The 26,709-nt window shown below is 72.3% G+C and carries 22 protein-coding genes; 12 read left to right on the top strand and 10 right to left on the bottom strand.

All coding sequences use genetic code 11. The annotated features are described in order from the left end of the window. The first annotated feature begins 97 nt into the window (after positions 1-97). The 6 genes from ACIGDI_RS01275 (at position 98) to ACIGDI_RS01250 (ending at position 6,724) form a co-directional block, all read left to right on the top strand. Positions 98-1,117, top strand: coding sequence for a LacI family DNA-binding transcriptional regulator (locus tag ACIGDI_RS01275; protein ID WP_399888773.1), 1,020 nt, complete (start codon positions 98-100; stop codon positions 1,115-1,117). Continuing rightward, entirely contained in the window at positions 1,114-2,643 is a 1,530-nt protein-coding gene (locus ACIGDI_RS01270) for a sugar ABC transporter ATP-binding protein (protein ID WP_399888771.1), read from the top strand. Before ACIGDI_RS01275 ends, ACIGDI_RS01270 begins: the two co-directional genes overlap by 4 nt. Next, a complete protein-coding gene (locus ACIGDI_RS01265; protein ID WP_399888769.1) occupies positions 2,633-4,582 on the top strand; it encodes a substrate-binding domain-containing protein in 1,950 nt (649 codons plus the stop codon). The genes ACIGDI_RS01270 and ACIGDI_RS01265 overlap by 11 nt, the downstream gene beginning before the upstream one ends. A 68-nt stretch (positions 4,583-4,650) precedes the next feature. Further along, positions 4,651-5,553 carry a ribokinase gene (locus ACIGDI_RS01260; RefSeq protein ID WP_399888768.1) on the top strand — a complete coding sequence of 301 codons (903 nt, stop codon included), beginning with the start codon at positions 4,651-4,653 and terminating at the stop codon, positions 5,551-5,553. Then, on the top strand, positions 5,550-5,939 hold the full coding sequence (rbsD, locus tag ACIGDI_RS01255) for a D-ribose pyranase (RefSeq protein ID WP_272174110.1): 390 nt from the start codon (positions 5,550-5,552) through the stop codon (positions 5,937-5,939). The genes ACIGDI_RS01260 and rbsD overlap by 4 nt, the downstream gene beginning before the upstream one ends. A 254-nt stretch (positions 5,940-6,193) precedes the next feature. Beyond that, positions 6,194-6,724 carry a hypothetical protein gene (locus ACIGDI_RS01250; RefSeq protein ID WP_399888766.1) on the top strand — a complete coding sequence of 177 codons (531 nt, stop codon included), beginning with the start codon at positions 6,194-6,196 and terminating at the stop codon, positions 6,722-6,724. A gap of 60 nt (positions 6,725-6,784) precedes the next feature. Here the strand turns inward: ACIGDI_RS01250 and ACIGDI_RS01245 are convergent, their stop codons facing one another. Genes ACIGDI_RS01245 through ACIGDI_RS01235 form a run of 3 tightly spaced genes read right to left on the bottom strand, consistent with a single transcriptional unit; the run spans position 6,785 to position 9,923 of the window. Further along, on the bottom strand, positions 6,785-7,582 hold the full coding sequence (locus tag ACIGDI_RS01245) for a sugar phosphate isomerase/epimerase family protein (protein WP_399890439.1): 798 nt from the start codon (positions 7,580-7,582) through the stop codon (positions 6,785-6,787). A 35-nt stretch (positions 7,583-7,617) separates the two neighbouring features. Beyond that, positions 7,618-8,769: a dihydrodipicolinate synthase family protein gene (locus tag ACIGDI_RS01240; RefSeq protein WP_399888764.1), complete on the bottom strand. Its 1,152-nt coding sequence runs from the start codon at positions 8,767-8,769 to the stop codon at positions 7,618-7,620. After that, positions 8,766-9,923: a Gfo/Idh/MocA family protein gene (locus tag ACIGDI_RS01235; protein WP_399888762.1), complete on the bottom strand. Its 1,158-nt coding sequence runs from the start codon at positions 9,921-9,923 to the stop codon at positions 8,766-8,768. The genes ACIGDI_RS01240 and ACIGDI_RS01235 overlap by 4 nt, the downstream gene beginning before the upstream one ends. Before the next feature lie 276 nt (positions 9,924-10,199). Between ACIGDI_RS01235 and ACIGDI_RS01230 the strand changes: the two genes are divergently transcribed. From ACIGDI_RS01230 to ACIGDI_RS01220, 3 genes are all read left to right on the top strand, one after another. After that, the gene (locus tag ACIGDI_RS01230) at positions 10,200-11,249 is read left to right on the top strand and encodes a LacI family DNA-binding transcriptional regulator (RefSeq protein ID WP_272174112.1); all 1,050 of its coding nucleotides are present in this window, start codon (positions 10,200-10,202) and stop codon (positions 11,247-11,249) included. Positions 11,250-11,848: 599 nt separating this feature from the next. After that, on the top strand, positions 11,849-12,781 hold the full coding sequence (locus ACIGDI_RS01225) for a GNAT family N-acetyltransferase (RefSeq protein ID WP_399888759.1): 933 nt from the start codon (positions 11,849-11,851) through the stop codon (positions 12,779-12,781). A gap of 43 nt (positions 12,782-12,824) precedes the next feature. Beyond that, positions 12,825-13,625, top strand: coding sequence for a sugar phosphate isomerase/epimerase family protein (locus ACIGDI_RS01220; protein ID WP_399888756.1), 801 nt, complete (start codon positions 12,825-12,827; stop codon positions 13,623-13,625). Here the strand turns inward: ACIGDI_RS01220 and ACIGDI_RS01215 are convergent. The 4 genes from ACIGDI_RS01215 to ACIGDI_RS01200 are packed head-to-tail and all read right to left on the bottom strand — an operon-like array spanning position 13,609 to position 17,081. Further along, entirely contained in the window at positions 13,609-14,190 is a 582-nt protein-coding gene (locus ACIGDI_RS01215) for an alpha/beta hydrolase (protein ID WP_399888753.1), read from the bottom strand. The two genes, ACIGDI_RS01220 and ACIGDI_RS01215, sit on opposite strands and share 17 nt — an antisense overlap. Before the next feature lie 30 nt (positions 14,191-14,220). Beyond that, positions 14,221-14,865, bottom strand: coding sequence for a GNAT family N-acetyltransferase (locus ACIGDI_RS01210; RefSeq protein WP_399888750.1), 645 nt, complete (start codon positions 14,863-14,865; stop codon positions 14,221-14,223). Between the two features lie 44 nt (positions 14,866-14,909). Next, positions 14,910-16,163 (bottom strand): 3-phosphoshikimate 1-carboxyvinyltransferase, encoded by a 1,254-nt coding sequence (gene aroA, locus ACIGDI_RS01205; protein WP_399888747.1) that lies wholly within the window; start codon positions 16,161-16,163, stop codon positions 14,910-14,912. A 3-nt stretch (positions 16,164-16,166) separates the two neighbouring features. Further along, positions 16,167-17,081: an EamA family transporter gene (locus ACIGDI_RS01200; protein ID WP_351467261.1), complete on the bottom strand. Its 915-nt coding sequence runs from the start codon at positions 17,079-17,081 to the stop codon at positions 16,167-16,169. 91 nt (positions 17,082-17,172) lie between these two features. On the opposite strand from ACIGDI_RS01200, the gene ACIGDI_RS01195 reads away from it, so the two are divergent. The 3 genes from ACIGDI_RS01195 (at position 17,173) to ACIGDI_RS01185 (ending at position 20,967) form a co-directional block, all read left to right on the top strand. Then, the gene (locus ACIGDI_RS01195) at positions 17,173-18,090 is read left to right on the top strand and encodes a LysR family transcriptional regulator (protein ID WP_399888744.1); all 918 of its coding nucleotides are present in this window, start codon (positions 17,173-17,175) and stop codon (positions 18,088-18,090) included. Positions 18,091-18,406: 316 nt separating this feature from the next. After that, complete coding sequence (locus ACIGDI_RS01190) at positions 18,407-20,191, top strand: glycoside hydrolase family 3 protein (RefSeq protein WP_399888741.1); 1,785 nt, start codon at positions 18,407-18,409, stop codon at positions 20,189-20,191. Between the two features lie 128 nt (positions 20,192-20,319). After that, positions 20,320-20,967, top strand: a complete 648-nt coding sequence (locus ACIGDI_RS01185; RefSeq protein ID WP_399888738.1) for a hypothetical protein — start codon at positions 20,320-20,322, stop codon at positions 20,965-20,967. A gap of 24 nt (positions 20,968-20,991) precedes the next feature. Here the strand turns inward: ACIGDI_RS01185 and ACIGDI_RS01180 are convergent, their stop codons facing one another. The 3 genes from ACIGDI_RS01180 to ACIGDI_RS01170 form a co-directional block, all read right to left on the bottom strand. Then, on the bottom strand, positions 20,992-22,419 hold the full coding sequence (locus ACIGDI_RS01180; protein ID WP_399888735.1) for a S28 family serine protease: 1,428 nt from the start codon (positions 22,417-22,419) through the stop codon (positions 20,992-20,994). Between the two features lie 99 nt (positions 22,420-22,518). Then, positions 22,519-22,908 (bottom strand): hypothetical protein, encoded by a 390-nt coding sequence (locus ACIGDI_RS01175; RefSeq protein ID WP_399888733.1) that lies wholly within the window; start codon positions 22,906-22,908, stop codon positions 22,519-22,521. A 78-nt stretch (positions 22,909-22,986) separates the two neighbouring features. Beyond that, positions 22,987-26,706 carry an ABC transporter ATP-binding protein gene (locus ACIGDI_RS01170; protein WP_399888730.1) on the bottom strand — a complete coding sequence of 1,240 codons (3,720 nt, stop codon included), beginning with the start codon at positions 26,704-26,706 and terminating at the stop codon, positions 22,987-22,989. Between the last annotated feature and the right edge of the window lie 3 nt (positions 26,707-26,709).

Raw genomic sequence — 26,709 nt, 5'->3', positions numbered from 1 at the left:
CTCAAGGCCTTGCCAACCGCTCATGTAATCGATTCCAATCCCTCTGCACGAGATCGTGTAATCGATTCCACGAGTTCCACGAGGAGGTGGAGCGGCGATGGCGAGTATCAAGGACGTCGCTGCCGAGGCGGGGGTGTCCGTCGCCACGGTGTCGCGTGTCCTGAACGAGCATCCGTCGGTCAGTGCCGACGCACGCACGCGCGTGCTGGCCGCCGTCGAGGCGCTGGGCTACCGCCCGAACGCCGTCGCCCGTTCGCTGCGCACCGACCAGACCCACACCCTCGGCCTGGTCATCAGCGACGTGATGAACCCCTACTTCACCGAACTGGCCCGCTCCGTCGAGGAGGAGGCCCGCGCGCTCGGGTACAGCGTCATCATCGGCAACGCCGACGAGCGGCCCGAGCTGCAGGACCACCATGTGCGCACGCTGCTCGACCGGCGGATCGACGGTCTGCTCGTCTCCCCCACCGACGGCGGGTCCCCGCTCATGCTGGACGCCGCGCGCAGGGGCACGCCCATGGTGTTCGTCGACCGATGGATCCCGGGTGTCGACGTGCCGGTGGTGCGGGCCGACGGCCGGGCGGCGGTACGGGACCTCGTCGCGCATCTGCACCGGCTGGGGCACCGGCGGCTCGCGATCATCGCGGGTCCGGCGGCCACCACCACCGGACGCGAGCGCATCGAGGTCTTCCGGGAGGCGCTCGCCGAGTACGGGCTGGAACTCCCCGACGTCTACATCGGACAGGGCGACTTCCAGGCCGAGAGCGGGCGGCGGGTCACCGAGGGGTTCCTCGACCTGCCCGAGCCGCCCGAGGTCGTCTTCGCCGCCGACAACCTGATGGCGCTGGGCGCCCTGGACGCCGTACGCGCGCGTGGGCTGCGCGTTCCGCGGGACATCGCGCTCGCCGCGTTCGACGACATCCCGTGGTTCGTGCACACCGATCCGCCGATCACCGCGATCGCCCAGCCCACGGGCGAGCTGGGCCGGGCCGCCGTACGGGCCCTGGTCGACCGCATCGAGGGACGGCCTCCCCAGTCCGTCACTCTCCCCGCCCGGCTCGTCGTACGCCGCTCGTGCGGCGAGGACCCCACCCCAGTGCAAAGGAGCACGTCGTGAGCAACCGGGACGAGTTGCTGCGCATCGAGGGCATACGGAAAACCTTCCCCGGCGTGGTCGCGCTCGACGGCGTCGACTTCGACCTGCGCCGGGGCGAGGTGCACGTACTCCTCGGTGAAAACGGCGCAGGCAAGAGCACGCTGATCAAGATGCTGTCCGGCGCCTACCACCCCGACGAGGGCCGTGTCCTGGTGGACGGCGAGGAGGTGCACATCCGCGGGGCGCAGGACGCCGAGCGGCTGGGCATCGCCACCATCTACCAGGAGTTCAACCTCGTACCGGATCTCACCGTCGCCGAGAACATCTTCCTGGGACGGCAGCCGCGCCGCCTCGGGATGATCGACCGGAAGCGGATGGAGGCCGACGCCGAGGTGCTGCTGAAGCGGGTCGGCGTCAGCGTCTCGCCCCGCGCGCGGGTGCGTGAACTCGGTATCGCGCGGTTGCAGATGGTCGAGATCGCGAAGGCGCTCAGCCTGAACGCGCGCGTGCTGATCATGGACGAGCCGACCGCCGTGCTGACCTCGGAGGAGGTCGAGAAGCTCTTCGCGATCGTGCGGCAGTTGCGCGAGGACGGCGTCGGGATCGTCTTCATCACGCATCACCTGGAGGAGATCGCCGTCCTGGGCGACCGGGTGACCGTCATCCGCGACGGGAAGTCCGTCGGGCAGGTGCCCGCCGCCACGGCCGAGGACGAGCTCGTACGGCTGATGGTGGGGCGCTCGATCGAGCAGCAGTACCCGCGTCAACAGCCCGACAGGGGCGCCGCGTTGCTCACCGTCGAAGGACTCACCCGGGACGGCGTCTTCCACGACGTCGGCTTCGAGGTGCACGCCGGTGAGGTCGTCGGCATCGCGGGACTCGTCGGGGCGGGGCGTACCGAGGTCGTGCGGGCCGTGTTCGGCGCCGACCCGTACGACAAGGGCGCCGTCAAGGTCGCCGGGACCGCGGTGCGGCGCGGTGACGTCAACGCCGCCATGGCCGCCGGGATCGGGCTGGTGCCCGAGGACCGCAAGGGCCAGGGGCTGGTGCTGGACGCGTCCGTCGAGGAGAACCTCGGGCTCGTCACCCTGCGGACCGCCACGCGCGCGGGGCTCGTCGACCTCAAGGGGCAGCACGCGGCCGCCGAACGGATCGCCGGGCAGCTGGGCGTGCGGATGGCCGGACTCGGGCAGCACGTGCGCACGCTGTCCGGCGGCAACCAGCAGAAGGTCGTCATCGGCAAGTGGCTGCTCGCCGACACCAAGGTGCTGATCCTCGACGAGCCCACGCGCGGCATCGACGTCGGCGCCAAGGTCGAGATCTACCAGCTGATCAACGAACTGACCGCGGCCGGGGCCGCCGTACTGATGATCTCCAGCGATCTGCCCGAGGTGCTCGGCATGAGCGACCGGGTGCTGGTGATGGCCCAGGGCCGGATCGCGGGCGAGCTCGCGGCCGGCGAGGCCACCCAGGACGCCGTGATGGCCCTCGCGGTCAGCAACCCCACGAACCAGAAGACCGGAACGGAGGCCAGCCGTGGCCACTGACACGCTCAAGAGCACTACGGGCGCCGGTGGCGCCACCGGCGGCCTGCGCCGCCTGCTCCTCGACAACGGCGCGCTCACCGCGCTGATCGTCCTCGTCATCGCCCTGTCGGCGCTGTCGGGAGACTTCCTGACCACCGACAACCTGCTCAACGTCGGCGTCCAGGCGGCCGTGACCGCCGTCCTCGCCTTCGGCGTCACCTTCGTGATCGTCTCGGCGGGCATCGACCTGTCGGTGGGCTCGGTGGCCGCGCTGTCCGCCACCGTCCTCGCCTGGAGCGCCAGTTCGCACGGCGTGCCGGTCGTCCTCGCGGTCGTGCTGTCCGTCGCGACCGGCATCGTGGCCGGACTGGTCAACGGCTTCCTGATCGCGTACGGGAAGCTGCCGCCGTTCATCGCGACCCTCGCCATGCTGTCGGTGGCCCGCGGTCTGTCGCTGGTGATCTCCGAGGGCTCCCCGATCCCCTTCCCGGGCTCCGTCTCCCACCTCGGCGACACGCTCGGCGGCTGGCTGCCGGTGCCCGTGCTCGTCATGGTGGTCATGGGGCTGCTCGCGGCGTTCGTGCTCGGGCGGACGTACATCGGCCGTTCCATGTACGCGATCGGCGGCAACGAGGAGGCCGCCCGGCTGTCCGGGCTGCGGGTGAAGAAGCAGAAGCTCGCGATCTACGCCTTCTCCGGGCTGTTCGCGGCCGTCGCGGGCATCGTGCTCGCCGCCCGTCTCTCCTCCGCGCAGCCGCAGGCCGCCGATGGCTACGAGCTGGACGCGATCGCCGCGGTCGTCATCGGCGGCGCCTCGCTCGCGGGCGGCACCGGCAAGGCGTCCGGCACGCTGATCGGCGCGCTGATCCTGGCGGTCCTCCGCAACGGGCTGAACCTGCTCAACGTCTCCGCGTTCTGGCAGCAAGTCGTCATCGGCGTCGTCATCGCGCTGGCGGTGCTCCTCGACACGCTGCGGCGCAAGGCGGGTGCCACGCCGCCGGCCGCGGGTACGGGCGGCAACAGGACCAAGCAGGCGGGGACCTACGCGCTCGCGGCGGTCGTCACCGTCGCGCTGGTCGGCGCGACCTCCTTCCTGCACAACGGCGGCTCTGCCTCGGCCACCCCGAAGATGGGCCTGTCGCTGTCCACCCTCAACAACCCCTTCTTCGTGCAGATCCGCTCCGGCGCCCAGGCCGAGGCGAAGAAGCTGGGCGTGGACCTGACCGTCACCGACGCGCAGAACGACGCCTCCCAGCAGGCCAACCAGCTGCAGAACTTCACCAGTTCGAGCCTCGGCGCGATCATCGTCAACCCGGTGGACTCGGACGCGGCGAGCAACTCCGTGAAGGCCGCCGACAAGGCGAAGATCCCGGTCATCGCCGTCGACCGCGGCGTCAACAAGGCGGACGTGGACGCCCTGGTGGCCTCCGACAACGTCAAGGGCGGTGAGCTCGCCGCGCGGACGATCGGCGAGAAGCTGGGCGGCAAGGGCAAGATCGTGATCCTTCAGGGCCAGGCGGGCACGTCGGCGGCGCGCGAGCGCGCGGCGGGCTTCGCGGCCGGTCTGAAGGCCTACCCGGGCATCCAGGTGGTCGCCCAGCAGCCGGCCGACTTCGACCGCACCAAGGGCCTCGACGTGATGTCGAACCTGCTCCAGGCGCACCCGGACGTCCAGGGCGTCATCGCCGCCAACGACGAGATGGCCCTCGGCGCGATCAAGGCGCTGGGCTCCAAGGCGGGCAAGTCGGTCCAGGTCGTCGGTTTCGACGGCACCCCGGACGGTCTGAAGGCCGTCGAAGGGGGGACGCTGTACGCGTCCGTGGCGCAGCAGCCCTCGCAGCTGGGCAGGATCGCCGTGGACAACGCGCTCAAGGCGCTGCAGGGCAAGAAGGTCGAGGAGACGGTGAAGGTGCCGGTGAAGGTCGTCACGAAGCAGAACGTGGCCGGCTTCAGCGGCTGACGACGAGGCATGGGCGGGCGGTCCGGGGGACCGCCCGCCCCAGCCCACTCATCTGGGGAGTCTTTTTCATGTACGACTACGACCTGCTGGTCGTGGGTTCGGCCAACGCCGACCTGGTCATCGGTGTCGAGCGACGGCCGGCGGCGGGCGAGACCGTGCTCGGCTCCGACCTGGCCGTCCACCCGGGCGGCAAGGGCGCCAACCAGGCGGTCGCCGCCGCCCGCCTCGGGGCCCGTACGGCCCTGCTGGCGCGGGTCGGCGACGACGCGAACGGCCGGCTGCTGCTCGACTCGCAGCGGGCGGCCGGCGTCGACACGGTGGGCGTGCTGGTGGGCGGGGCGCCCACGGGCGTCGCGCTCATCACCGTCGACCCGTCGGGGGACAACAGCATCGTGGTGTCGCCGGGCGCGAACGGCCGGCTGACCCCGGCCGACGTCCGGGCGGCGGCCGGCCTCTTCCAGTGCTCGCGGGTGGTGTCGGCGCAGCTGGAGATCCCGCTGGAGACGGTCGTGGAGGTGGTACGGAGTCTGGCGGAGGGCAGCCGGTTCGTGCTGAACCCGTCGCCGCCCCGGCCGCTGCCGACCGAGGTGCTGGCGGCCTGCGACCCGCTGATCGTCAACGAGCACGAGGCGAAGGTCGTCCTGGGCGAGGCGTGCGTGTCGGAGCGGCCGGAGGACTGGGCGCGGCTGCTGCTCGCGAAGGGGCCGCGGTCGGTGGTGATCACCCTGGGCGCGCAGGGTGCGCTGGTGGCCTCCGCCGAGGGGGTGGAGCGGGTGCCGTCGACGAAGGTGGACGCGGTCGACACGACGGGCGCGGGCGACGCGTTCACGGCGGCGCTGGCGTGGCGGCTGGGCACGGGCTCCGGCCTGGCCGAGGCCGCCGCCTACGCGGCCCGGGTCGGGGCGGCCGCCGTCACCAGGGAGGGCGCCCAGGAGTCCTTCCCGACGGCGGAGGAGGTCGAGTCCCTGTGAAGAAGGCGGGGATCCTCAACCGGCATCTCTCCGGCGCGCTGGCCGAGCTGGGGCACGGGGACGGGGTGCTGGTGTGCGACGCGGGCATGCCGATTCCGGACGGCCCGCGCGTGGTCGACCTGGCCTTCCGTGCCGGGGTGCCGTCCTTCGCGACGGTGCTCGACGGCCTGCTGGCGGAGCTGGTGGTGGAGGGAGCCACGGCGGCCGCGGAGGTGAAGGACGCCAATCCCGGCGCCGCCGCCCTGCTGCAGGGCGAGTTCCCTCAGCTGGAGCTGGTCTCGCACGAGCGCCTGAAGGAGCTGTCGGCCGGGGCACGGCTGGTGGTCCGCACCGGGGAGGCACGGCCGTACGCGAACGTGCTGCTGAGGTGCGGGGTGTTCTTCTAGCCCCGGCGCCCGGTGCGTGGGACGAATTCGAGGGGGCCCGATCCGTCGACCGGGCCCCCTCGGCTTTTCCCCTCCAACATCAGAACCCCCGCGATCCCCCCAGATCCCCCTCCAAGAGTCCTGACACCAAGTACGACAGGCCAGGTGGGGAAAGGGTTGTACGGTTGCGGAAAATTCCTTTGGCGTCGGCTGCGGGAAATTTTTTGGCGTCGGCACACTGCCCCGCGGCACGGACGCCTGCCAGACTCGCCGGCATGCATCGTGCCGACAACGGTGATCTCGCGCAGGGCCTGCGGGAGGACCTGTACCGCAGGATGATCGAGGCGTTCGCGGAGGGCCGGCTGGTGGTCCACCGCCTGCGGTCCCCGTGGCACACGCCCTGTGCGCTGGCCGAGAGCCATGAGGTGAACGGCGTCTGGCGGTCCGCGACGATCGTCCACGGCGCGTGGACCGCCGACGAGGACCACATCCGTGTCACCACTTGGCGCGAGCTGCCCGGGCAGGAGTCCGAGCCGGACGTCGTGCCGGATCCGGGAACCGCTCCTGAGCAGGAGCTGCGGGTCCGCGTCGACGAGCGGACGTTCCCCGCCCTGCTGCGGCACGGGTCGGGGCGGTGGCAGCTGCGGACAGCCGTCGCCGGGCACGGCATCCTGGTCAGCGGCCGGGGGGCGCCGGGCGATCTGACGCTCGAGACCGTCGACGACATCGTCCCCCTCATCGACGAACGGCGGGCGATCCTCGCAAGGCGCGCACAGGACGCACAGGACCGCCCCGACGAAGGGTGATCGGCAGACGGCTCCGCCCCGCATCGGTGTCCTCGGTGCGGGGCGGATGCCGTGGTGGGGTCAGGCGGTGTGTTCAACGAAGCGGCGTGCGGTCTCGGCCAGGACCTCGCGGCCGTCCCGGGTCCACAGCCCGTCGTTGAAGAGTTCGACCTCGATGGGGCCCGTGTAGCCGGCGGACTCGACGTAGCCCTTCCACTCCCGCATGTCGATCGCGCCGTCGCCGATCTGGCCGCGGCCGTTGAGGACGCCCTCCGGGAGTGGGGTGGTCCAGTCGGCGAGCTGGAAGGTGTGGATGCGGTCGCCCGCGCCGGCGCGGGCGATCTGCGCCGGGGCGTTGTCGTCCCACCAGATGTGGTACGTGTCGACGGTGACGCCGACCTGGTGGGCGGGGAAGCGTTCCGCGAGGTCGAGGGCCTGGGTGAGGGTCGAGACCACGCAGCGGTCGGAGGCGTACATCGGGTGCAGCGGCTCGATGGCCAGGCGGACGCCGTGCTCCTCGGCGTACGGGCCGAGTTCCGCGAGCGCGTCGGCGATCCGCTCGCGGGCGCCGTGCAGGTCCTTGGAGCCGGCGGGGAGGCCGCCCGAGACCAGCACCAGGGTGTCGGTGCCCAGGGTCGCCGCCTCGTCGACCGCGCGGCGGTTGTCGGCCAGGGCGGCGGCGCGCTCCGCCGGGTCGATCGCCGTGAAGAAGCCGCCCCGGCACAGCGTGGTGACCGTCAGGCCCGCGTCGCGGACCAGCTTGGCGGTCGCGTCGAGGCCGTACGACTGCACGGGCTCGCGCCACAGGCCGACGTTGCCGATCCCCAGCTCCCCGCAGGCGTCGACCAGTTCGGGCAGCGACAGCTGCTTGACCGTCATCTGGTTGATGGAGAAGCGGGTCAGGTCGAGGTCTTTCACTGGGTCACTCCGTACAGGGCGAGCAGGTTCCTCATCCGCTCCTCCGCCAGCTTCGGGTCCGGGAACAGGCCCAGTCCGTCGGCGAGTTCGTAGGCGCGGGCGAAGTGCGGCAGGGAGCGGGCCGACTGCAGGCCGCCGACCATGGTGAAGTGCGACTGGTGACCGGCCAGCCAGGCCAGGAAGACCACGCCCGTCTTGTAGAAGCGGGTGGGCGCCTGGAAGAGGTGGCGGGACAACTCGACCGTGGGGTCCAGGAGTTCGCGGAATCCGGCGACGTCCCCGGTGTCCAGGACGCGTACCGCCTGCGCCGCCAGCGGGCCCAGCGGGTCGAAGATGCCGAGCAGGGCGTGGCTGAAGCCCCTGTCGTCGCCCGCGATCAGCTCGGGGTAGTTGAAGTCGTCGCCCGTGTAGCAGCGCACGCCCTGCGGGAGACGGCGCCGGATGTCGATCTCCCGCCGGGCGTCCAGCAGCGAGACCTTGATGCCCTCGACCTTGTCGGGGTGGGCGGCGATGACCTCCAGGAAGGTGTCCGTGGCCGCGTCGAGGTCGCGGGAGCCCCAGTAGCCCTCCAGCGCCGGGTCGAACATCGGGCCCAGCCAGTGCAGCACCACCGGCTCGGCGGCCTGGCGCAGCAGGTGGCCGTAGACCTCCAGGTAGTCCTCGGGGCCGGACGCGGCGGCCGCCAGGGCACGCGAGGCCATCAGGATCGCCTGGGCGCCGGAGGACTCCACGAGGGCGAGCTGCTCCTCGTAGGCCGCCCGGACCTCGGCGAGGGACCCGGCGGTGATCTGGTCGGTGCCGACTCCGCACGCGATACGGCCGCCGACCGACTTCGCCTCGGCGGCGCTGCGGCGGATCAGCTCGGCCGCGCCCGTCCAGTCCAGGCCCATGCCGCGCTGGGCGGTGTCCATGGCCTCGGCGACGCCGAGCCCGTGGGACCACAGGTGGCGGCGGAAGGCGAGGGTGGCGTCCCAGTCGACGGCGGCCGGCGAGTCGGGGGTCGTGTCGGCGAACGGGTCGGCGACGACGTGCGCCGCCGAGAAGACGGTACGCGAGGTGAAGGGGGCGCCGGGGGTGACGGCGAACGGTTCGGGGCGGGGCTCGTACGTCCTCAACCCGCCCGTCGGGTCCGGGAGTCGGATGGTCACAGCTGGATCTCCGGTACGTCGATGCGGACGCCCTCGGCCGAGGACTTCAGGCCCAGCTCGGCGAGCTGGACGCCGCGGGCGCCGGCGAGGAGGTCCCAGTGGTAGGGGGCGTCGGCGTAGACGTGCCGCAGGAACAGCTCCCACTGGGCCTTGAAGCCGTTGTCGAAGTCGTCGTTGTCGGGGATCTCCTGCCACTGGTCGCGGAAGGAGTAGGTGGCCGGGAGGTCGGGGTTCCAGACCGGCATGGGGGTCATGGAGCGGTGCTGGACACGGCAGTTGCCCAGGCCCGCGACCGCGGAGCCCTCGGTGCCGTCGACCTGGAACTCGACGAGTTCGTCGCGGTTGACGCGCACCGCCCAGGAGGAGTTGATCTGGGCGATCGCGCCGCCGTCGAGTTCGAAGATGCCGTAGGCGGCGTCGTCGGCGGTGGCGTCGTAGGGCTTGCCGTTCTCGTCCCAGCGCTGCGGGATGTGGGTGGTGGCGATGGCCTGGACGGACTTCACGCGGCCGAACAGCTCGTGCAGGACGTACTCCCAGTGCGGGAACATGTCGACAACGATGCCGCCGCCGTCCTCGGCGCGGTAGTTCCACGACGGGCGCTGGGCACTCTGCCAGTCGCCCTCGAAGACCCAGTAGCCGAACTCGCCGCGGATGGAGAGGATCCGGCCGAAGAAGCCGCCGTCGATGAGGCGCTTGAGCTTGAGCAGGCCCGGGAGGAACAGCTTGTCCTGGACCACGCCGTGCTTGATGCCGGCCTCGTTCGCCAGGCGCGCGAGCTCCAGGGCGCCCTCCAGGCCGGTGGCGGTCGGCTTCTCGGTGTAGATGTGCTTGCCCGCCGCGATCGCCTTCTTGATCGCCTCCTCGCGGGCGGAGGTCACCTGGGCGTCGAAGTAGATGTCGACGGCCGGGTCGGCGAGGACCGCGTCGACGTCGGTCGAGATGTTCTCCGGGGCCAGGCCGTGCTGCTCGGCGAGCGCCCGGAGGGCGTGCTCGCGGCGGCCGACCAGGATCGGTTCCGGCCACAGCACGGTGCCGTCGCCGAGGTCGAGGCCGCCCTGTTCGCGGATGGCCAGGATCGAGCGGACCAGGTGCTGGCGGTAGCCCATGCGTCCGGTCACGCCGTTCATGGCGATACGCACCGTCTTGCGTGTCACGTCATTCCCTTCGTACGCGGGGTCCGCGCCGCGTACGCCCCGTCATTCACTGATGAGCGTCACAGCAAGCGCTTTCTATGACATAAGAAGCTAGCCTCTGACAAGCGGTCTGGACAAGACCGTGACGGGGTCGAGTTGTTCGAGGGGGCGAACAACCGGGGGGTGTGGCCGTAAGGTCTGGTCGAAAACCATGGCCGGGGTCCCCGCGAAACCGTGGCCGTGGCCTGTGCGTGTACAACGAGGTACGACGATGATGCGCGACCGGAGGACGACGAGATGACGGTGACCCTGGCGGACGTGGCGGCCCGCGCGCAGGTCTCGCCCGCGACGGTGTCGCGCGTGCTGAACGGGAACTATCCCGTGGCCGCCTCCACCCGTGAGCGGGTGCTGAAGGCCGTGGACGAGCTGGACTACGTACTGAACGGGCCGGCGAGTTCGCTGGCCGCCGCCACGTCGGACCTGGTGGGAATCCTCGTCAACGACATCGCGGACCCCTTCTTCGGGATCATGGCGAGCGCCATCCAGTCGGAGATCGGCGGTCCGGGCGGCCGGGCCGGCGGTGAGCGGCTCGCGGTGGTCTGCAACACGGGCGGTACGCCGGAGCGCGAGCTGACCTATCTGACGCTGCTGCAGCGGCAGCGGGCGGCGGCCGTGGTGCTGACCGGCGGGGCCGTGGAGGACGAACCGCACGCGGCGGCCGTGGCGGCGAAGCTGCGCAAGCTGACGGAGGCCGGGACGCGGGTGGTGCTGTGCGGGCGGCCGCCGGCGCCGGAGACCGGGGCGATCGCGCTGGCCTTCGACAACCGCGGGGGCGGGCAACGGCTGACCGAGCACCTCATCGGGCTCGGGCACCGCAGGATGGGGTACATCGCGGGCCCCGAGGAGCGGACGACGACCCGGCACCGACTGGAGGGCCACCGGGCGGCGCTGGCCGCGGCGGGCATCGAGGAGGACCCGCGCTGGACGGTGTGGGGGCGCTACGACCGGCAGGCGGGGTACGAGGCCACGCTGGAGCTGCTGCGCCGGGACCCGTCGCTGACGGCCGTGGTCGCCGCGAACGACTCCGTCGCGCTGGGGGCGTGCGCCGCGCTGCGGGAGTCCGGGCTGCGGATTCCCGAGGACGTGTCGGTCGCCGGGTTCGACGATCTGCCGTTCAGCGTGGACGCGGTGCCGGCGCTGACGACGGTGCGGTTGCCGTTGGCGGAGGCGGGGGCTCGGGCGGGCCGGATCGCCATGGGGCGCGAGGAGCCGCCGCCCGGGGGGATCGCGACGGTGCGGGGGGAGCTGATGGTGCGGGGGTCCTCCGGGGGGCCGCGGGTGTCTTGAGGCGCCGGTTGTTGTGAGGTGGCCGGGGTTTGGGCGGGCGTCCACTGGGGGCTGCCGCCCCCAGACCCCCGCTTCGGCCCTGAACGGGCCTCGTCCTCAAACGCCGGACGGGCTGGGGGTGGGGGCCTGGACGGGTCTCGTCCTCGAACGCCAGACGGGCTGGGGGTGCGGGCCTGAACCGGTCTCGTCCTCGAACGCCGGACGGGCTGGGGGTGCGGGCCTGAACCGGTCTCGTCCTCGAACGTCGGATGGGCTGGGCCGGGGGTGGGGCCCTGGGCGGGCCCTCGTCCTCGAACGCCGGATGGGCTGGGCTGGGGGTGGGGCCCTGGGCGGGTCTCGTCCTCGAACGCCGGACGGGCTGGGGGTGCGGGCCTGAACCGGTCTCGTCCTCGAACGCCGGACGGGCTGGGGTGGGGTCCTGGGCGGGCCCTCGTCCTCGAACGCCGGACGGGCTGGGGTGGGGGTGGGGGTGGAGTCCTGAACCGGCCCCGTCCTCGAACGCCGGACCGGCTGAAGGGGGCTGGCCGCATCGGCGTGGGGGGCTTACCCTCGGTTCGGCGGGTATCTCTGACTCAGTCAACCATCCGGGGGCGACGACCATGACCGTTCAGGACATCCGGGCCTTCAACCGCTTCTACACGAACGTGATCGGCGCGCTCGACTACAGCCGGCAGCTGTACGCGCCGTACACCCTCACCGAGTCCCGTGTCCTGTACGAGCTCGCGCACTCGCCGCGGACCGACGCGGCCGATCTGCGGGCCGAACTCTCGTTGGACGCGGGGTATCTCAGCCGGATCCTGAACAAGTTCGAGGAGGCCGGGCTGATCGAGCGCACCACCTCCACGTCCGACCCCCGGCGGCGGCACGTCACCCTGACCGCGAAGGGCCGGGAGACCGCCGCGCTGCTCGCCGAGCGGGCCGACGAGTCCGTCGGCGCGCTTCTGGCCACCGTCCCGCCCGATGAGCGGCCCCGCCTCGCCGAGGCGATGATGACGGTGCGGACGCTGCTGGCCGACGGTCGTCCGCCGCGCCGGGAGGACGTGCTGCTGCGCGAGCCCGGTCCCGGCGACCTCGGCTGGATCGTGCAGCGCAACGCCGCGCTGTACGCGGCCGAGTACGGCTGGAACGCGGACTACGAGGGGCTGGTCGCCCGGATCGTCGCCGACTTCGCCGAGGACCACGACCCGCATCTGGAGCGGGTGTGGATCGCAGAGCTGGACGGGCGGCCGGTGGGGTGCGTGATGTGCGTGCGCGACGACGCCCCGGCCACGGCGCGGCTGCGGTTGCTGCTGGTCGAGCCGGAGGCACGCGGGCTCGGCATCGGCGACCGGCTGGTGCGGGCCGTGATCGACTTCGCGCGCGGCGTCGGCTACCACGAGCTGGTGCTGTGGACCAACGACGTCCTCACCGCCGCCCGCCGCATCTACCAGCGCCACGGCTTCGTCCTCGCCGCCGAGAAACCGCACCGCTCCTTCGGGAAGGACCTCAACGGCCAGGACTGGCGGCTGGACCTGCACAGCACTCGGGAGTGACTCGGCAGGGTTGCTTCGGGGATTCCCGGTGACAATAGGGACCATGCGACTGGCCTTCTCCACCCTCGGCGTCCCCGGCCTGCCCATCCCGGACGTGGTCCGGCTCGCGGCCACCCACGGCTACCACGGCGTCGAGCTGCGCGCCCATCCCGAGGAACCCGTCCACACCGGCATCGGCGCCGGCGAACGGGCCGACGTGGCGGGCGAGTTCAAGGCGGGCGGCATCGAGATCCTGGGCCTCGCGGGATACACGCGGGTGGCCGCGCCCGGCGACGACGGCCCCGTGATCGACGAGATGCGCGAGCTCCTCGACCTCGCCCACGACCTCGGCGCCCCGTACGTGCGGGTCTTCCCCGGCGCCGACCGCGAACAGACCCCCGAGCGGGCCGACGCCCTCGCCGCCCGCAGGCTGGGCACCGCCGCGGAGTACGCCGCCGACCTCGGCGTACGCATCCTGCTGGAGACCCACGACTCGCACCGCACCGCCGCCGACGCGATCCGCGTCCTCGGCCTGGTCGGCCACCGGCACGTCGGCGCCCTCTGGGACGTCATGCACACCTGGCTGGGCGGCGAGCAGCCCGCCGAGACGTACGCGGCGCTCTCCCCCTACCTCGGCTACGTCCAGGTCAAGGACATCGCCTCCGCCGACGACACGACCCCGCTGCCGCTCGGCGCCGGCGTGCTGCCGCTGTCCGACGCCGTGGAGGTGCTCTCCCGCCACGAGTGGGACGGGTGGCTGTGCTGGGAGTACGAGAAGCGCTGGTACGAGGAGGCGGCACCCCTGGAGGGCCTGCTGGAGGCGGGGAGCGCGCATCTGGGGCGGCTGCTCAACGATTCGGCGTGATGCGGGTGGCCGGGTCCAGGCACCAGTGAAGGACCGCGGGCCAGTCGCCGTAACCGGCGTCCAGGTCGAGGTGGGCGGCGCCGGGCAGGACGTCGGTGGGGATGCCCAGGGGGTCTCCGTAGAGTGCGCGGGCGCCCTCCGGGCAGTAGGGATCGTCGTCGCCGGCCACCAGCCGGGTGGGGGCGGGGAGGGTGAAGTCCAGGGCGGGCGGCGCGAACGCGGCGACCTCCGGGTGGCGCAGCAGGACGGAGGCGGAGGGCGGCGCTACCAGGAGGACGCGGTCGACGGCGTCGTCCCGCACCAGCCCGCGCGCGACGGCGTGCAGCCACAGCACCGCGGAGGCGCTGTGCGCGACGACGATCCGCTCGGCGTCCGTGCGCAGCCCGGCCAGGTGGCGGGTGAGCTCCGACAGCCAGGTCTCGAGGTCCGGGTCGTCGGGGTCGGGGAGCTGGGGGTACGTCACCAGGTGGCCGAGTGCGGTGAGGCGGTCGGCGAGGCGGTGCTGCCAGTGGGCCTCGGGGCGGTGGTTCTGCCAGCCGTGGAGGATCAGGACGTGCGAGGTCATGGGGTCACCTTCGTGATCAGGCTTTCGTGATCAGGATTGTCGTGCCTGGGGCCGGGTCAGGAACCCCGCCACCCGCTTCTCCAGCCGTTCGCGGCACCGCGGCCACTCCTGGTCGGTGATGGAGAAGATCGCCGAGTCGCGCAGCCGGTCCTCCTCCCCCGGCGCCCAGGACCGCGACCAGTTGCGCAGGACGCCCTCGAAGCGGGCGCCCACGCTCTCGATGGCCGCCCTGGAGCGGCTGTTGCGGGCGTCCGTCTTCAGGTCGACCCGCGACACGCCCCACGCCTCGAAGGCATGGCGGAAGAGCAGCAGCTTGGCCTCGGCGTTCACGCCGGTACCCTGCGCCGAGCGGCCCAGCCAGGTGAAACCGACCTCGACCGCGTCGAGCCGGTCGTCCGTGTGCCGGCACCGCGGCTCCCAGTACGCCGTGGCGCCCACCGCCCGCCCGGTCGCGCGCGACACCTGGGCGTACGGCGCGAGCCGCCCGGTCGACGCCCGTTCCAGCTGCGCCTCGATGTAGCCGGCCACCTCGTCGGCCCTCGGCACCCAGGTGAAGGCGTACGTGTCCCGGTCCTCCTCGGCCGCCGCGGCGAGGTCGGCCGCATGCCGGGCCGCCAGCGGCTCCAGACGCACCAACTCGCCCTCCAGCAAAGGGCCTTGCAACTTGTGTCCCACCGGGCCGAACCCTCCTCGGTCGCGGAACAGGTGGGTGATCCCGGTCAGCCGCCCAGCCCGCTCCTCAACTCCGCCGCGAACTCCGCGAACGCCTTGTGAAAGCCGGGGAAAGTCTTGCGGACGCAGTCGGGGTCGTCGAACGAGATTCCCGGCACGCGCAGCCCGGTGACCGCGAAGGACATGACGATGCGGTGGTCGCCGTACGACGTGATCTCCGCGGGAGTGGGCGGCGTGCCCGGGCGGATCTCGATCCAGTCCGGGCCGGTGGCCACGTCCACGCCCAGCCGCCGCAGGTTGTGCGCGCAGGCCTCCAGCCGGTCGCACTCCTTGACCCGGGTGTTGGCCACGTCCTCGATGCGTACCGGGCCGGAGGCGAAGGGCGCGATCGCCGCGAGCGTCGGCATGGTGTCGGAGATGTCCCGCATGGCGACCGTCAGGCCGCGCAGTTCGCCCGTGCCGCGGACGGTCGTGGCGTCCGCGCCGACCGTCACGTCCGCGCCCATCCGCCGCAGGACGTCGACGAAGCCCAGGTCGCCCTGGAGCGCGCCCCGGCCCAGGCCCGGGACCGTCACCTGGCCGCCCGGTGTCACCGCGGCCGCCGCGAAGAAGTAGCTCGCGGTGGAGGCGTCGGGCTCGATCGGGTAGGTCGTGGCGCGGTAGCCGCCCGGTGGGACGCGGAAGACGTCGCCCTCGCGGTCCACCCGCGCCCCGAACGCCCGCATCATCGCGATGGTGATCTCCACGTAGGGGGCGGAGACCAGGTCCGTGACCCGGATGCGCAGGCCCTCGCGGGTCAGTGGGCCGAGCAGCAGCAGCGCCGTCAGGTACTGCGAGGACTGGCCGGCGTCCAGGGTGACCTCGCCGCCCGCGACACCGGCCGCCCGGACCGTGAGCGGGTGGTGGCCCTCCGTCTCCTCGTGCCGCAGGTCCACCCCGAGGTCACGCAGCGCGCGGGTGAGCGGCAGCAGGGGGCGGCGGCGCATCTGGGGCGAGGCGTCGAAGCGGTACGTGCCGTGCCCGGTCGCCGCCAGCGCGGGCAGGAAGCGGGCCGTCGTGGCGCCGTCCCGGCAGTACACGTCCGCCTCCGGCACGGCCGGTCCGTGCGGGCGGCCGTCGACCTGCCAGGCGTCCGGGGTCCTGCCGACTCGGTAGCCGAGGCGGGTCAGGCCTTCGGCGAAGCCCTCGGTGTCGTCCGAGCGCAGCGGCCGTACGAGGGTGGTGACACCGTCGGCCGCGGCGGCCAGGAAGAGGGCGCGGGCGGTGATGGACTTGGAGCCGGGGATGTCGACAGCGGGCATGGTTCATGATCGGCCGAGCACCGGCTCGGGTGCCGGACCGTCCACGGGATGGACCGCTTCCCGTCGCCGCCCGGTCACCGACGCGAGCCCCACGCCGCCCACCAGGAGTGCCGCCGCGCACCAGCGCAGGCCGCTCACGGACTCGCCGAGGAACAGCGCCGCCGACGACATGCCGAAGACCGGCACCAGGAGGGAGAAGGGCGCGACCGTCGACGCCGGGTGGCGGCGCAGCAGCCAGCCCCACGCGCCGAAGCCGAAGACGGTGGTGACCCAGGCGACGTAGACGACGGTGCCGGCGCCCTGCCAGTCGAGGGCGCGCAGGGCGTCGTAGTCCCGGGACGGGCCCTCCAGGAGGAGGGACAGGGCGAGGAGGGGGAGGACCGGGACCGTGCTGACCCAGACCATGAAGTTGAGCGCGTCGGGCGGGGCGGCCTTGCGGGTGAGGACGTTCGAGACGCCCCAGCAGGCCGCCGCCGCGATGACGAGGGCGAACGCGCCGAGCGGGCCCGAGGTGCCCTCGTCCACCGCGGCGACGGCGATGCCCGCCAGGGCGACGGCCATGCCCACCACCCTTGTGCGGGAGGGGCGTTCGCCGAGCGCGACGAAGGCGACGGCGCCGGTGAACACCGCCTGGATCTGCAGTACGAGGGACGACAGGCCCGCCGGCATCCCCGCGTCCATGCCGACGAACAGCAGGCCGAACTTCGCCACTCCCAGCACCAGCCCGACCGCCAGCACCCACTTCCAGGCCACCTTCGGGCGGCCGACGAAGAAGACCGCCGGGAGGGCCGCCGCGAAGAAGCGCAGGGCCGAGAAGAGCAGCGGCGGGAAATGGGCGAGGCCGATCTCGATGACGGTGAAGTTGACGCCCCAGACGGCGGCGACGAGGACGGCGAGGGCGAGGTGCGCGGGTCTCATGCGTCGAGCATCACTTCCCCCGACCGTGAAGCACCAGCGATGATTACTGCATGGTCGGATGAAGCATCGCTGATGAATGAGGGGTTTCGCCGTGCTCGATCTCCAGCGGCTGCGCGCCCTGCACGCCGTCTCCGTCCACGGCACCGTGGGCGCGGCGGCGTCCGCGCTCGGGTACACGCCGTCCGCGGTGTCCCAGCAGATCGCCAAGCTGGAGCGGGAGACCCGGACCGTGCTGCTCGAACGCGAGGGGCGCGGGGTGCGGCTCACCGCCGAGGCGCACCGACTGGTCGACACGGCGCAGGAGTTGCTGGCCATCGTCGAGCGGGCCGAGACCGAGCTGGAGGAGCGGCGCGGGATGCCGGCGGGGCGGCTGACGATCGCCGCGTTCGCTTCGGCCGCGCGCGGGCTGATGCCGGCCGTGCTGGCCGACCTCGCCGTCCGGCATCCGGCCCTGGACGCCCGGCTGTCCGAGATCGACCCGCACCTGTCCGTGGACCTGGTCGCCAAGGGCGCGGTTGACCTGGCCGTGGCGCACGACTGGGACATCGCGCCGATGCCCGTGCCGCCCGGGGTCGAGCACGCGGCGATCGGCGACGACCGCAGCACGCTGCTCGTGCCCGAGGGGCATGCCTTCGCCGGGCGGGATTCCGTGCGGCGCGAGGAGCTGGGCGGGCAGCGGTGGGTGTGCCAGCCGCCGGGACGGGTCTGCCACGACTGGCTGCTGCGGACGATGCGCGCGGCGGGGCACGAGCCGGAGATCGTGCACCAGGCCGACGAGAACCCCACGCTGGTCGCCCTGGTCGCGGGCGGCCTCGGCATCTGCCTGGTACCGCGCCTGGGCCGCGGCCCCCTGCCGCCCGGGGTCGTCGAGGTCCGTCTGGACCCCACCCCCGTGAGGCACTTGTACGCCCTGTGGCGCAAGGGAGCCGCCCGTCGTCCGGCGATCGCAGAGACCGTACGCACTCTGCAGGAGAAGTGGCCGGAAGTGGCGGCACACCCGTCCCGCTGAACCCTCCTCCACCAACTTCCGGGATTCGTGCGGAAGGCGGGAACCCACCCCGAATACGGTTCGTCCAACCCGCAGGCTGCCGGATGAGTCTCCGCCGTGCGGTGTCGGCCCTCGCTGCTGGCTGCGATCGCTGACCTACCCTCTCCGCCGTACTGCGGCCGGCAGCACAGCCGCCATCGGCGCGCCCCCCTCCAACAGCGCCGATGGCGGCCCCTTTTTGATCTAGCGTGCGCAGTGTCTTGACTGGCAGAAACTCTCTGGATATCTCATCTCCACGGAAGTTTCCTTCAGCGGATCTTCTCCGGAAGGAGCGCACGTGCCCTCCAGACGTACCGTTCTCGCCGCGACGATGGGTGCCACCGCGGCCCTCGCGTTCGGCGGCACCGCCCGGGCCGACGACGACGGGCTGCGCGCCCTCGTCTCCCGTATGACCCTCGAGGAGAAGGTCGGCCAGCTCTTCGTCATGCGGGTCTACGGCAACTCCGCCACCGACCCCGCCCAGGCCGACATCGACGCGAACCTCAAGGAGATCGGCGTCCGCACCGCGGCCGAGCTGGTCGCCAAGTACCGCGTCGGCGGCATCATCTACTTCACCTGGGCGCACAACACCGAGAACCCGCGCCAGATCGCCACGCTGTCCAACGGCATCCAGCGCGCGTCCCTCGGCCTGCCCCGCGGCCTGCCCGTCCTGATCGCCACCGACCAGGAGCACGGCATCGTCTGCCGCGTCGGCAGGCCGGCCACCCTGTTCCCCGGCGCCATGGCCATCGGCGCCGGCGGCTCCCGCGGGGACGCCCGCACCCTCGGCCGCATCTCCGGTGGCGAGCTGCGGGCCATCGGCATCAACCAGGACTACTCCCCCGACGCCGACGTGAACGTCAACCCGGCCAACCCGGTCATCGGCGTACGGTCCTTCGGCGCCGACCCGGACGCGGTGGCCGCGCTGGTCGCCGCCGAGGTCCAGGGGTATCAGCGCTCGCGGGTCGCCGCGACCGCCAAGCACTTCCCCGGGCACGGCGACACGGCCGTCGACAGCCACTACGGCTTCCCGGTCATCACCCACACCCGGGAGGTCTGGGAGAAGCTGGACGCCGTCCCGTTCCGGGCGGCGATCCGGGCGGGCATCGACTGCGTCATGACCGCGCACATCCAGTTCCCGGCCCTCGACGACTCCGGCGACCCGGCGACCCTGTCCCACCCGATCGTCACCGGCATCCTGCGCGGCGAACTCGGCTACGACGGAGTCGTGGTGACCGACTCCCTGGGCATGGAGGGCGTACGCACGAAGTACGGCGACGACCGCGTCCCGGTCCTCGCCCTCAAGGCCGGCGTCGACCAGCTCCTCAACCCGCCGGACCTCTCCGTCGCCTGGAACGCGGTCCTGAAGGCCGTGCAGGACGGGGAGCTGACGGAGGCGCGGCTGGACGAGTCGATCCTGCGCATCCTGCGGCTGAAGGCGAGGCTGCGGCTGTTCGACGACCCGTACGCGCGAGAGGCCGACGTGGACCGCAGGGTCGGCACGAAGGCCCACCTGGAAGCGGCCGACCGCATCGCCGAACGGACGACGACCCTGCTGGTCAACGAGGGCGGCCTGCTGCCGCTGTCCCCGCGCACCCACCAGAAGGTCCTCGTCGTCGGCGCCGACCCGGCCTCGCCGTCCGGCACGACGGGCCCGCCGACGGGTGTCCTCGCGGCGGCCCTCACCGAACTGGGCTTCACGACGACGGCGCTGTCGACGGGCACGGCCCCGTCCGCCGCCACGGTCGCCAAGGCGGTCACGGCGGCGGGGGACGCGGACGCGGTGGTCGTCGCGACCTACAACCTCACCGCGACGAGCTCCCAGAAGACCCTGGCCGAGCAGCTGGTGGCGACCGGGAGACCGGTGGTCGCCGTCGCGATCCGCAACCCCTACGACGTGGCCCAACTACCGGCTCTGAAAGCCTACTTGGCGTCCTACTCGTGGACCGACGTCGAACTGCGCGCGGCGGCCCGGGTGATCGCCGGGAAGGTCGCGCCGCGCGGACGGCTGCCGGTGCCGGTGCAGCGGGCGGACGACCCGGCGCAGGTGCTGTACCCCATCGGATACGGACTGTCGTACTAGAAGGGGCGTAGGGCCCGTACGTCACACAACCGGCGTACGCCCCCCAAGGGGCCCAAAGCATCCCGCGCGTCTGGCGTGCGCCCGCTGTGGCGGGTCACGCTGGGCGGGGGGTATGTGGGGGGAATGCGATGCGTGCGAGATGGTCGGTGGGGGCGCTCGGCGCGCTCCTGTTCCTGGTCGCCGGGGTGTCGAGCGGGTGCGGGCTGCTGTCGCGGTCCGGTCCGGCCGGGGACGGGGCGAGCGGGACGCCGACGGGGAGCGGGGCCGTCGCCTCGGCGCGGCCGTCGGGGTACGGCGCGGTGTTCCTCGCCGTCGACGAATGCAGTTCGTTCGGCACGAGCAGCTTCAGCGAGGTGCCGTGCACCAGTGAGCGGGCGGCGGCCCGGGTGGTGGCCCGCTTCGACGGCACGGTCGCCCAGGGCCCGCTGTGCCCGGCGACGACCGATTTCGTGCTGCACATCAGCGAGCAGAGCCCGTCGTCCGACGAGGACGGCGACGGCTCGGTGCCGCAGGGCTACGCCTGCATGCGCAACCTGGAGCCGCCGCATCCCGGCGACCCGGGCGGCGGGGGCGGCCCGCGCACCGTCGTCGGCGACTGTGTCTACGGCTCGGGCGACGGCCAGGTCCGCGAGACGGCGTGCGACGGCAGCGGCCCGAAGAAGCCGCAGTACAAGGTGGTGAAGGCGGCGGCCGCGCGGGCCGAGTGCCCGCGGGACACGGCCCTGTACGTACGGCTGAGGGGGACGGACCCGGTGGGCTGCGCCCGGCGGCTGTGACGACCGCCGGGCGCCGCACGCGGGTTACGGCCGCAGCGCCGGCTCGCGCTCCACGTCGCGCACGTCCAGCCTCGCGTCGAAGCGGGCCAGCGGCTTCGCCTGTGCCGTGGACCGGGCCGGGACACCGGCCCACTGAAGGATCCGGGCGGTCGCGAAGGTCTTCTCGTCGGCGACCAGACCGGCCACGTTCGCGCCGTGGTTCATGCCGGGCGCGGTGAGGACGTACGAGTCCTTCGCCCCCTTGTCGACGCGGAACCGCTCCGAGCCCCATGGGTCGTTCTGGCCGTACACGTAGAGCGTGTGACGGGCGTGGTGGCGCACCCAGGTGTCGACGTCCCGCATGGCCCACGGCTGGAACCGCGTCGGGATCTCGCGCGGGACGAAGTTCCGGGGCGGCTGGTAGCCGTAGCGGATGTACCGCTTCTCGATGTACGGGAAGTGGATGGTGGGCGCGCCGAGCTGGGTGGCCGCCTGGTAGTAGTACGGCGTGTACGGCTCCAGGCCCTGGTCGGCGTAGGCGGAGAAGCCGGAGACGGTGTCGATGGAGTTCCAGATCTGGTCGTCGCTCGCGCGCTTCGCGTCCGGCGGGATCAGGCTGTCGTCACCGCAGTTGGCGAGCAGGTTGTACTGCCAGAAGCCCCAGACGTAGTCGAGGACGACCGCCTCGTACGCCTTGTCGAGGCTGCCGACGGTGGTGAAGGTGTAGCCGTTGTCGGCCGCGTACGCCGCGTACTTGCGCTCCAGCGGCTCCCGGCGCACCAGCGCCTCGCGCTGCACCGCGTCGAGGCGGTCGCGGCACTGCTTGGTGCCGACCTTGGTGAAGAAGCGGTCGTAGGCGGAGTCCTCGCCGTTGACGACGTCGTTCGGGGCGACGTAGGCGACGGTGCCGTTCATGTCGCCGGGGTAGAAGCGCTCGTAGTACGTGGCGGTCATGCCGCCCTTCGAGCCGCCGGTGGCGATCCAGTTGCCCGAGTAGATCGGCTTGAGCGCCTCGAAGATGCGGTGCTGGTCGCTCGCCGCCTGCCAGATGTCCAGCTTGGACCAGTCGGCCGGCGCGGGGCGGGACGGGGTGAAGAAGCGGTACTCCATGGAGACCTGGTTGCCGTCCACGATCTGCGTGGGCTCGCGGCGGCCGGCGTTCGTGGAGACGTTGTAGCCGCTGGTGTAGAAGACCGTCGGGCGGCTGACGTCCTTGTGCAGCACGGTGATCCGCTGCTGGAAGGTGCCCTTGGACGGGTGCCGGTGGTCGACCGGCTGGGTGTAGTTCAGGACGAAGAAGCGGTAGCCGGGATACGGCTTCTCTTCGATCAGGCTCATCCCCGGTATGGAGAGCAGCCGATCCTTGATGTCGGTGCCGGTGGCCTCCGACCGGGCGGCGGTGGCCGCTCCGGTCGTGCTCAGCGTGCCTATCAGCACCGTGAGCGCGAGCAGCCATCTGAGCGCCTTGCGCATGCACCCTCCCCTGTGAGTACAGATGTCCGCCGGAAGCTAACCGAGCAACGGACGCCTGCGAAAGGGGAGTTCAAGAAATACCCGGGAGAATCCCGTGATTCAGCAAAGGATCCAGCCGGAGCTGACCGTGCCCCGCCCGACGGAGCCGGTGATCCACACGCACCGGTGTCCGGCGTGCACGGTCACCGGGCCCGCGTGGTGGGTGTAGCGGCCCTTGTCGACGACGGGGCGGTTGCCGCGCGCCTGGACGCCGACGGACATGGAGCGCCTGGCGGCCGACGGCTTGGCGGGGAAGGTGACGGCGCAGACGTAGCCGTCGTGCTTGTAGACGTGCACGACCCCGGTGGAGAACGGCAGGTCCTTCACCTTGCGCCCCGCGCAGTACGAAGCGGCCTGCGCGTTCCCCGGCGCCGCGAGCGCGAGCAGTCCGGACGCGCTCAGTACGGCCATGCCGAGCGCGACCCGCCGACGTATCGCACCAGTGTCCACTGTCGTCCCTCCCCTACCGCCGCCAACGAACGTACTGATGTACGGACGCAGGACGTATGTCGGATGGTTGCACGACCGTCAGTGGGACGCGGCGACCGGCTCCTCGGGGTCCGGCTGGCCGATGAACGTCCGCCACAGCTCGGCGTACCGGCCGTCGCGGGCGAGGAGTTCCTCGTGCGTGCCGTCCTCGACGACCCGCCCGTGGTCCATCACCACCACCCGGTCCGCCCGGGCCGCGGTGGTCAGCCGGTGGGCGACCACGAGGGTCGTACGACGGCCCGCCAGTCGGTCCGTCGCCGCGTTGACCTGTGCCTCCGTGGCGAGGTCGAGGGCGGCGGTCGCCTCGTCGAGGAGCAGGACGTCGGGGTCGACCAGTTCGGCGCGGGCCAGGGCGATCAGCTGCCGCTGGCCGGCGGAGAGGTTGCGGCCGCGCTCGGCGACCTGGTGCAGGTAGCCGCCGTCCAGCGTGGCGATCATGTCGTGCGCGCCGACCGCCCAGGCCGCCGCCTCCACCTCGGCGTCGGTGGCGTCGGGGCGGCCGTAGGCGATGGCGTCGCGGACGGTGCCCTGGAAGAGGTACGCCTCCTGCGGGACGACGCCCAGGCGGTGGCGGTAGGAGGTGAGGTCCAGCGCCCGCAGGTCGGTGCCGTCGACCGTGACCCGGCCGCTCGTGGGGTCGTAGAACCGGGCCACCAGTTTCACCAGCGTCGACTTTCCGGCGCCCGTCTCGCCGACGAACGCGACCGTCTGGCCGGCGGGGATCTTCAACTCGATCCCGCCGAGGGCCTCCTCGTCGTCGCCGTAGGCGAAGTGCACGTCCTCGAAGGCGACTTCGCCGCGCAGGGACCGTACGTCGAGGGGTTCCTCGGCGGCCCGGGTGGAGGTCGGCTCCTGGAGCAGCTCCTGGATGCGGCCGAGGGAGACCGTGGCCTGCTGGTAGCCGTCGAAGACCTGGGAGAGCTGCTGGACCGGCGCGAAGAACAGGTCGATGTAGAGGAGGTAGGCGACCAGGGCGCCGGTGGTGAGAGTGGCGTCCTCCACCCGTCCCGCGCCCGCGTACAGCACGGCGGCCGCCGCGACGGACGACAGCAGCTGCACGAACGGGAAGTAGACGGAGATCAGCCACTGTCCCCGGATACGGGCCTGGCGGTAGCTGTCGCTGCGCTCCGCGAACCGCGCGCCGCCGTCCCGCTCGCGCCGGAAGGCCTGCACGATCCGCAGCCCGGAGACCGACTCCTGCAGGTCGGCGTTGACCAACGCGACCCGCTCACGGGCGAGTTCGTACGCCTTCACGCTCGCCCGCCGGAAGAAGTACGTGCCGACGATCAGCGGGGGCAGCGTGGCGAACACGACGAGCGCCAGCTGCACGTCGATCACCAGCAGGGCGACCATGATGCCGAAGAAGGTGACGACGGAGACGAAGGCGGTGACCAGGCCGGTCTGCAGGAACGTGGAGAGGGCGTCGACGTCCGTCGTCATCCTCGTCATGATCCGGCCGGTCAGCTCCCGCTCGTAGTAGTCGAGGCCGAGCCGCTGGAGCTGGGCGAAGATCTTCAGCCGGAGCGAGTACAGGACCCGCTCGCCGGTGCGCCCGGTCATCCGGGTCTCGCCGATCTGCGCCGCCCACTGGGCGAGCACGGCGGCCAGACCCAGCAGCGCGGCCGCCCAGACCGCGCCGAGGGCCATCGCGTTGACGCCCTTGTCGATGCCGTGCCGGATCAGCACCGGCAGCAACAGGCCCATGCCGGCGTCGACGGCGACCAGCCCGAGGCTGATCAGCAGCGGCGGCCCGAAGCCCCGCAGCAGCCGCCGGAGCCCGTAGGACAGCTCGGGCCGCACCGCCTGTGCCTCGTCGATGTCCGGGGTGTCCGTCGCCGGGGGCAGCGCCTCGACCTGCGCGAGAAGTTCGGGCGTGGCCGGCATCCCCTCCGTCGCCGTGTCCCGCGGGGTCCGCTCGCCGGCCCACAGCCGGGGGGTGATGCCCCGCTCGGCGTCGAACTCGGCGTCCAGCTCCTCCCGGACCGAGGTGTCCTCCCGCGGGCAGGCGGGCTGGGTGTGGCCGGGCGAGACCCCGCCGAGTTCGTCGGGGTCGGTGAGCAGGCGGCGGTAGAGGGCGGAGCGGGCCTGGAGCTCCTCGTGGGTGCCGATGTCGGCGAGCCGGCCGTCCTCCAGGACGGCGATGCGGTCGGCGAGGTTCAGGGTGGAGCGGCGGTGGGCGATGAGCAGGGTGGTGCGGCCCCGCATGACCTGCTTGAGGGCCTCGTGGATCTCGTGCTCGACCCGGGCGTCCACGGCGGAGGTGGCGTCGTCCAGGACCAGCAGGCGGGGGTCGGTGAGGATCGCGCGGGCGAGGGCGACGCGCTGGCGCTGGCCGCCGGAGAGGGTCAGGCCGTGTTCGCCGACCTTGGTGTCGTAGCCGTCCGGCAGCTCCGCGATGAAACGGTCCGCCTGGGCGGCGCGGGCGGCCGTCAGGATCTCCTCCTCGGTCGCGTCGGGGCGGCCGTAGGCGATGTTGTTGCGGACCGTGTCGGAGAAGAGGAACGAGTCCTCGGGGACCAGGCCGATCGCGGCCCTGAGGGAGTCGAGGGTGAGCTCGCGGACGTCGTGGCCGCCGACGAGGACGGCGCCGTGGGTGACGTCGTAGAAGCGCGGCAGCAGGAGGGAGACGGTGGACTTGCCGGAGCCGGAGGAGCCGACGACCGCGAGGGTCTCGCCGGGGCGGATCTCGAAGGACAGGCCCCGCAGGACGGGGCGCTCGTGGTCGTAGCCGAAGGACACGTCGTCGAACTCGACGGTGGCGGGCGCGTCGGCGGGGAGCTCCTTCGTCCCGTCCGTCATCGACGGCTCGGTGTCGATCAGCTCCAGGACGCGCTCGGTGCCCGCGCGGGCCTGCTGCCCCACCGTGAGCACCACGGCCAGCATGCGGACCGGGCCCACGAGTTGGGCGAGGTAGGTGGAGAAGGCGACGAAGGTGCCGAGGGTGATGTGCCCGCCGACGGCCAGCCAGCCGCCGATCGCGAGCATGGCGACCTGGCCGAGGGCGGGGACGGCCTGCAGGGCCGGGGTGTAGGTGGAGTTCAGCCGGATGGTGCGCAGGCGCCCGGCGAAGAGCCGGCGGCTGACCTCGCGCAGCTTCCCGATCTCCTGCTCCTCCTGCCCGAAGCCCTTGACCACGCGTACGCCGCTGACGGCGCCGTCGACCACGCCCGCGACGGCGGCGGCCTGGGCCTGGGCGTACCAGGTGGCGGGGTGCAGGCGGGTGCGGCTGCGCCGGGCGATCCACCACAGGGCGGGGGCGACGGCGAGGGCGACCAGGGTGAGCGGCAGCGACAGCCAGGCCATGATCACCAGGGAGATCAGGAAGAACAGGACGTTCCCGATGGTCATCGGGAGCATGAACAGCAGGCCCTGGATCAGCTGGAGGTCGCTGGTGGCCCGCCCGACGACCTGGCCGGTGGACAGCTCGTCCTGCCGGCGGCCGTCGAGCCGGGTGATCGTCCCGAACATCTCGGTCCGCAGGTCGTGCTGGACGTCGAGGGCGAGGCGGCCGCCGTAGTAGCGGCGGACGTAGGTGGCGGCGTAGACGAGGACGGCGGCGCCGAGCAGGGCGCCGGCCCAGGGGCCCATGGAGCGGCTGTGGCCGCCGATCACGTCGTCGATGATCACCTTGGTGATCAGCGGGACCACGGCCATGACGGCCATGCCGGCGAGCGAGGAGCCGAGCGCCAGGACGACGTCCTTCGGATACCGCCACGCGTACGCGGCCAGTCGCCGTGCCCATCCCCGTTGCTCGCTCACGCG

Source organism: Streptomyces sp. NPDC085900 (genome assembly GCF_044540925.1).
Classification (GTDB): Bacteria; Actinomycetota; Actinomycetes; order Streptomycetales; family Streptomycetaceae; genus Streptomyces; species Streptomyces gilvifuscus.
The sequence above is the reverse complement of the archived record's forward strand: the minus strand, read 5'-3'. Positions and strand labels throughout refer to the sequence as shown.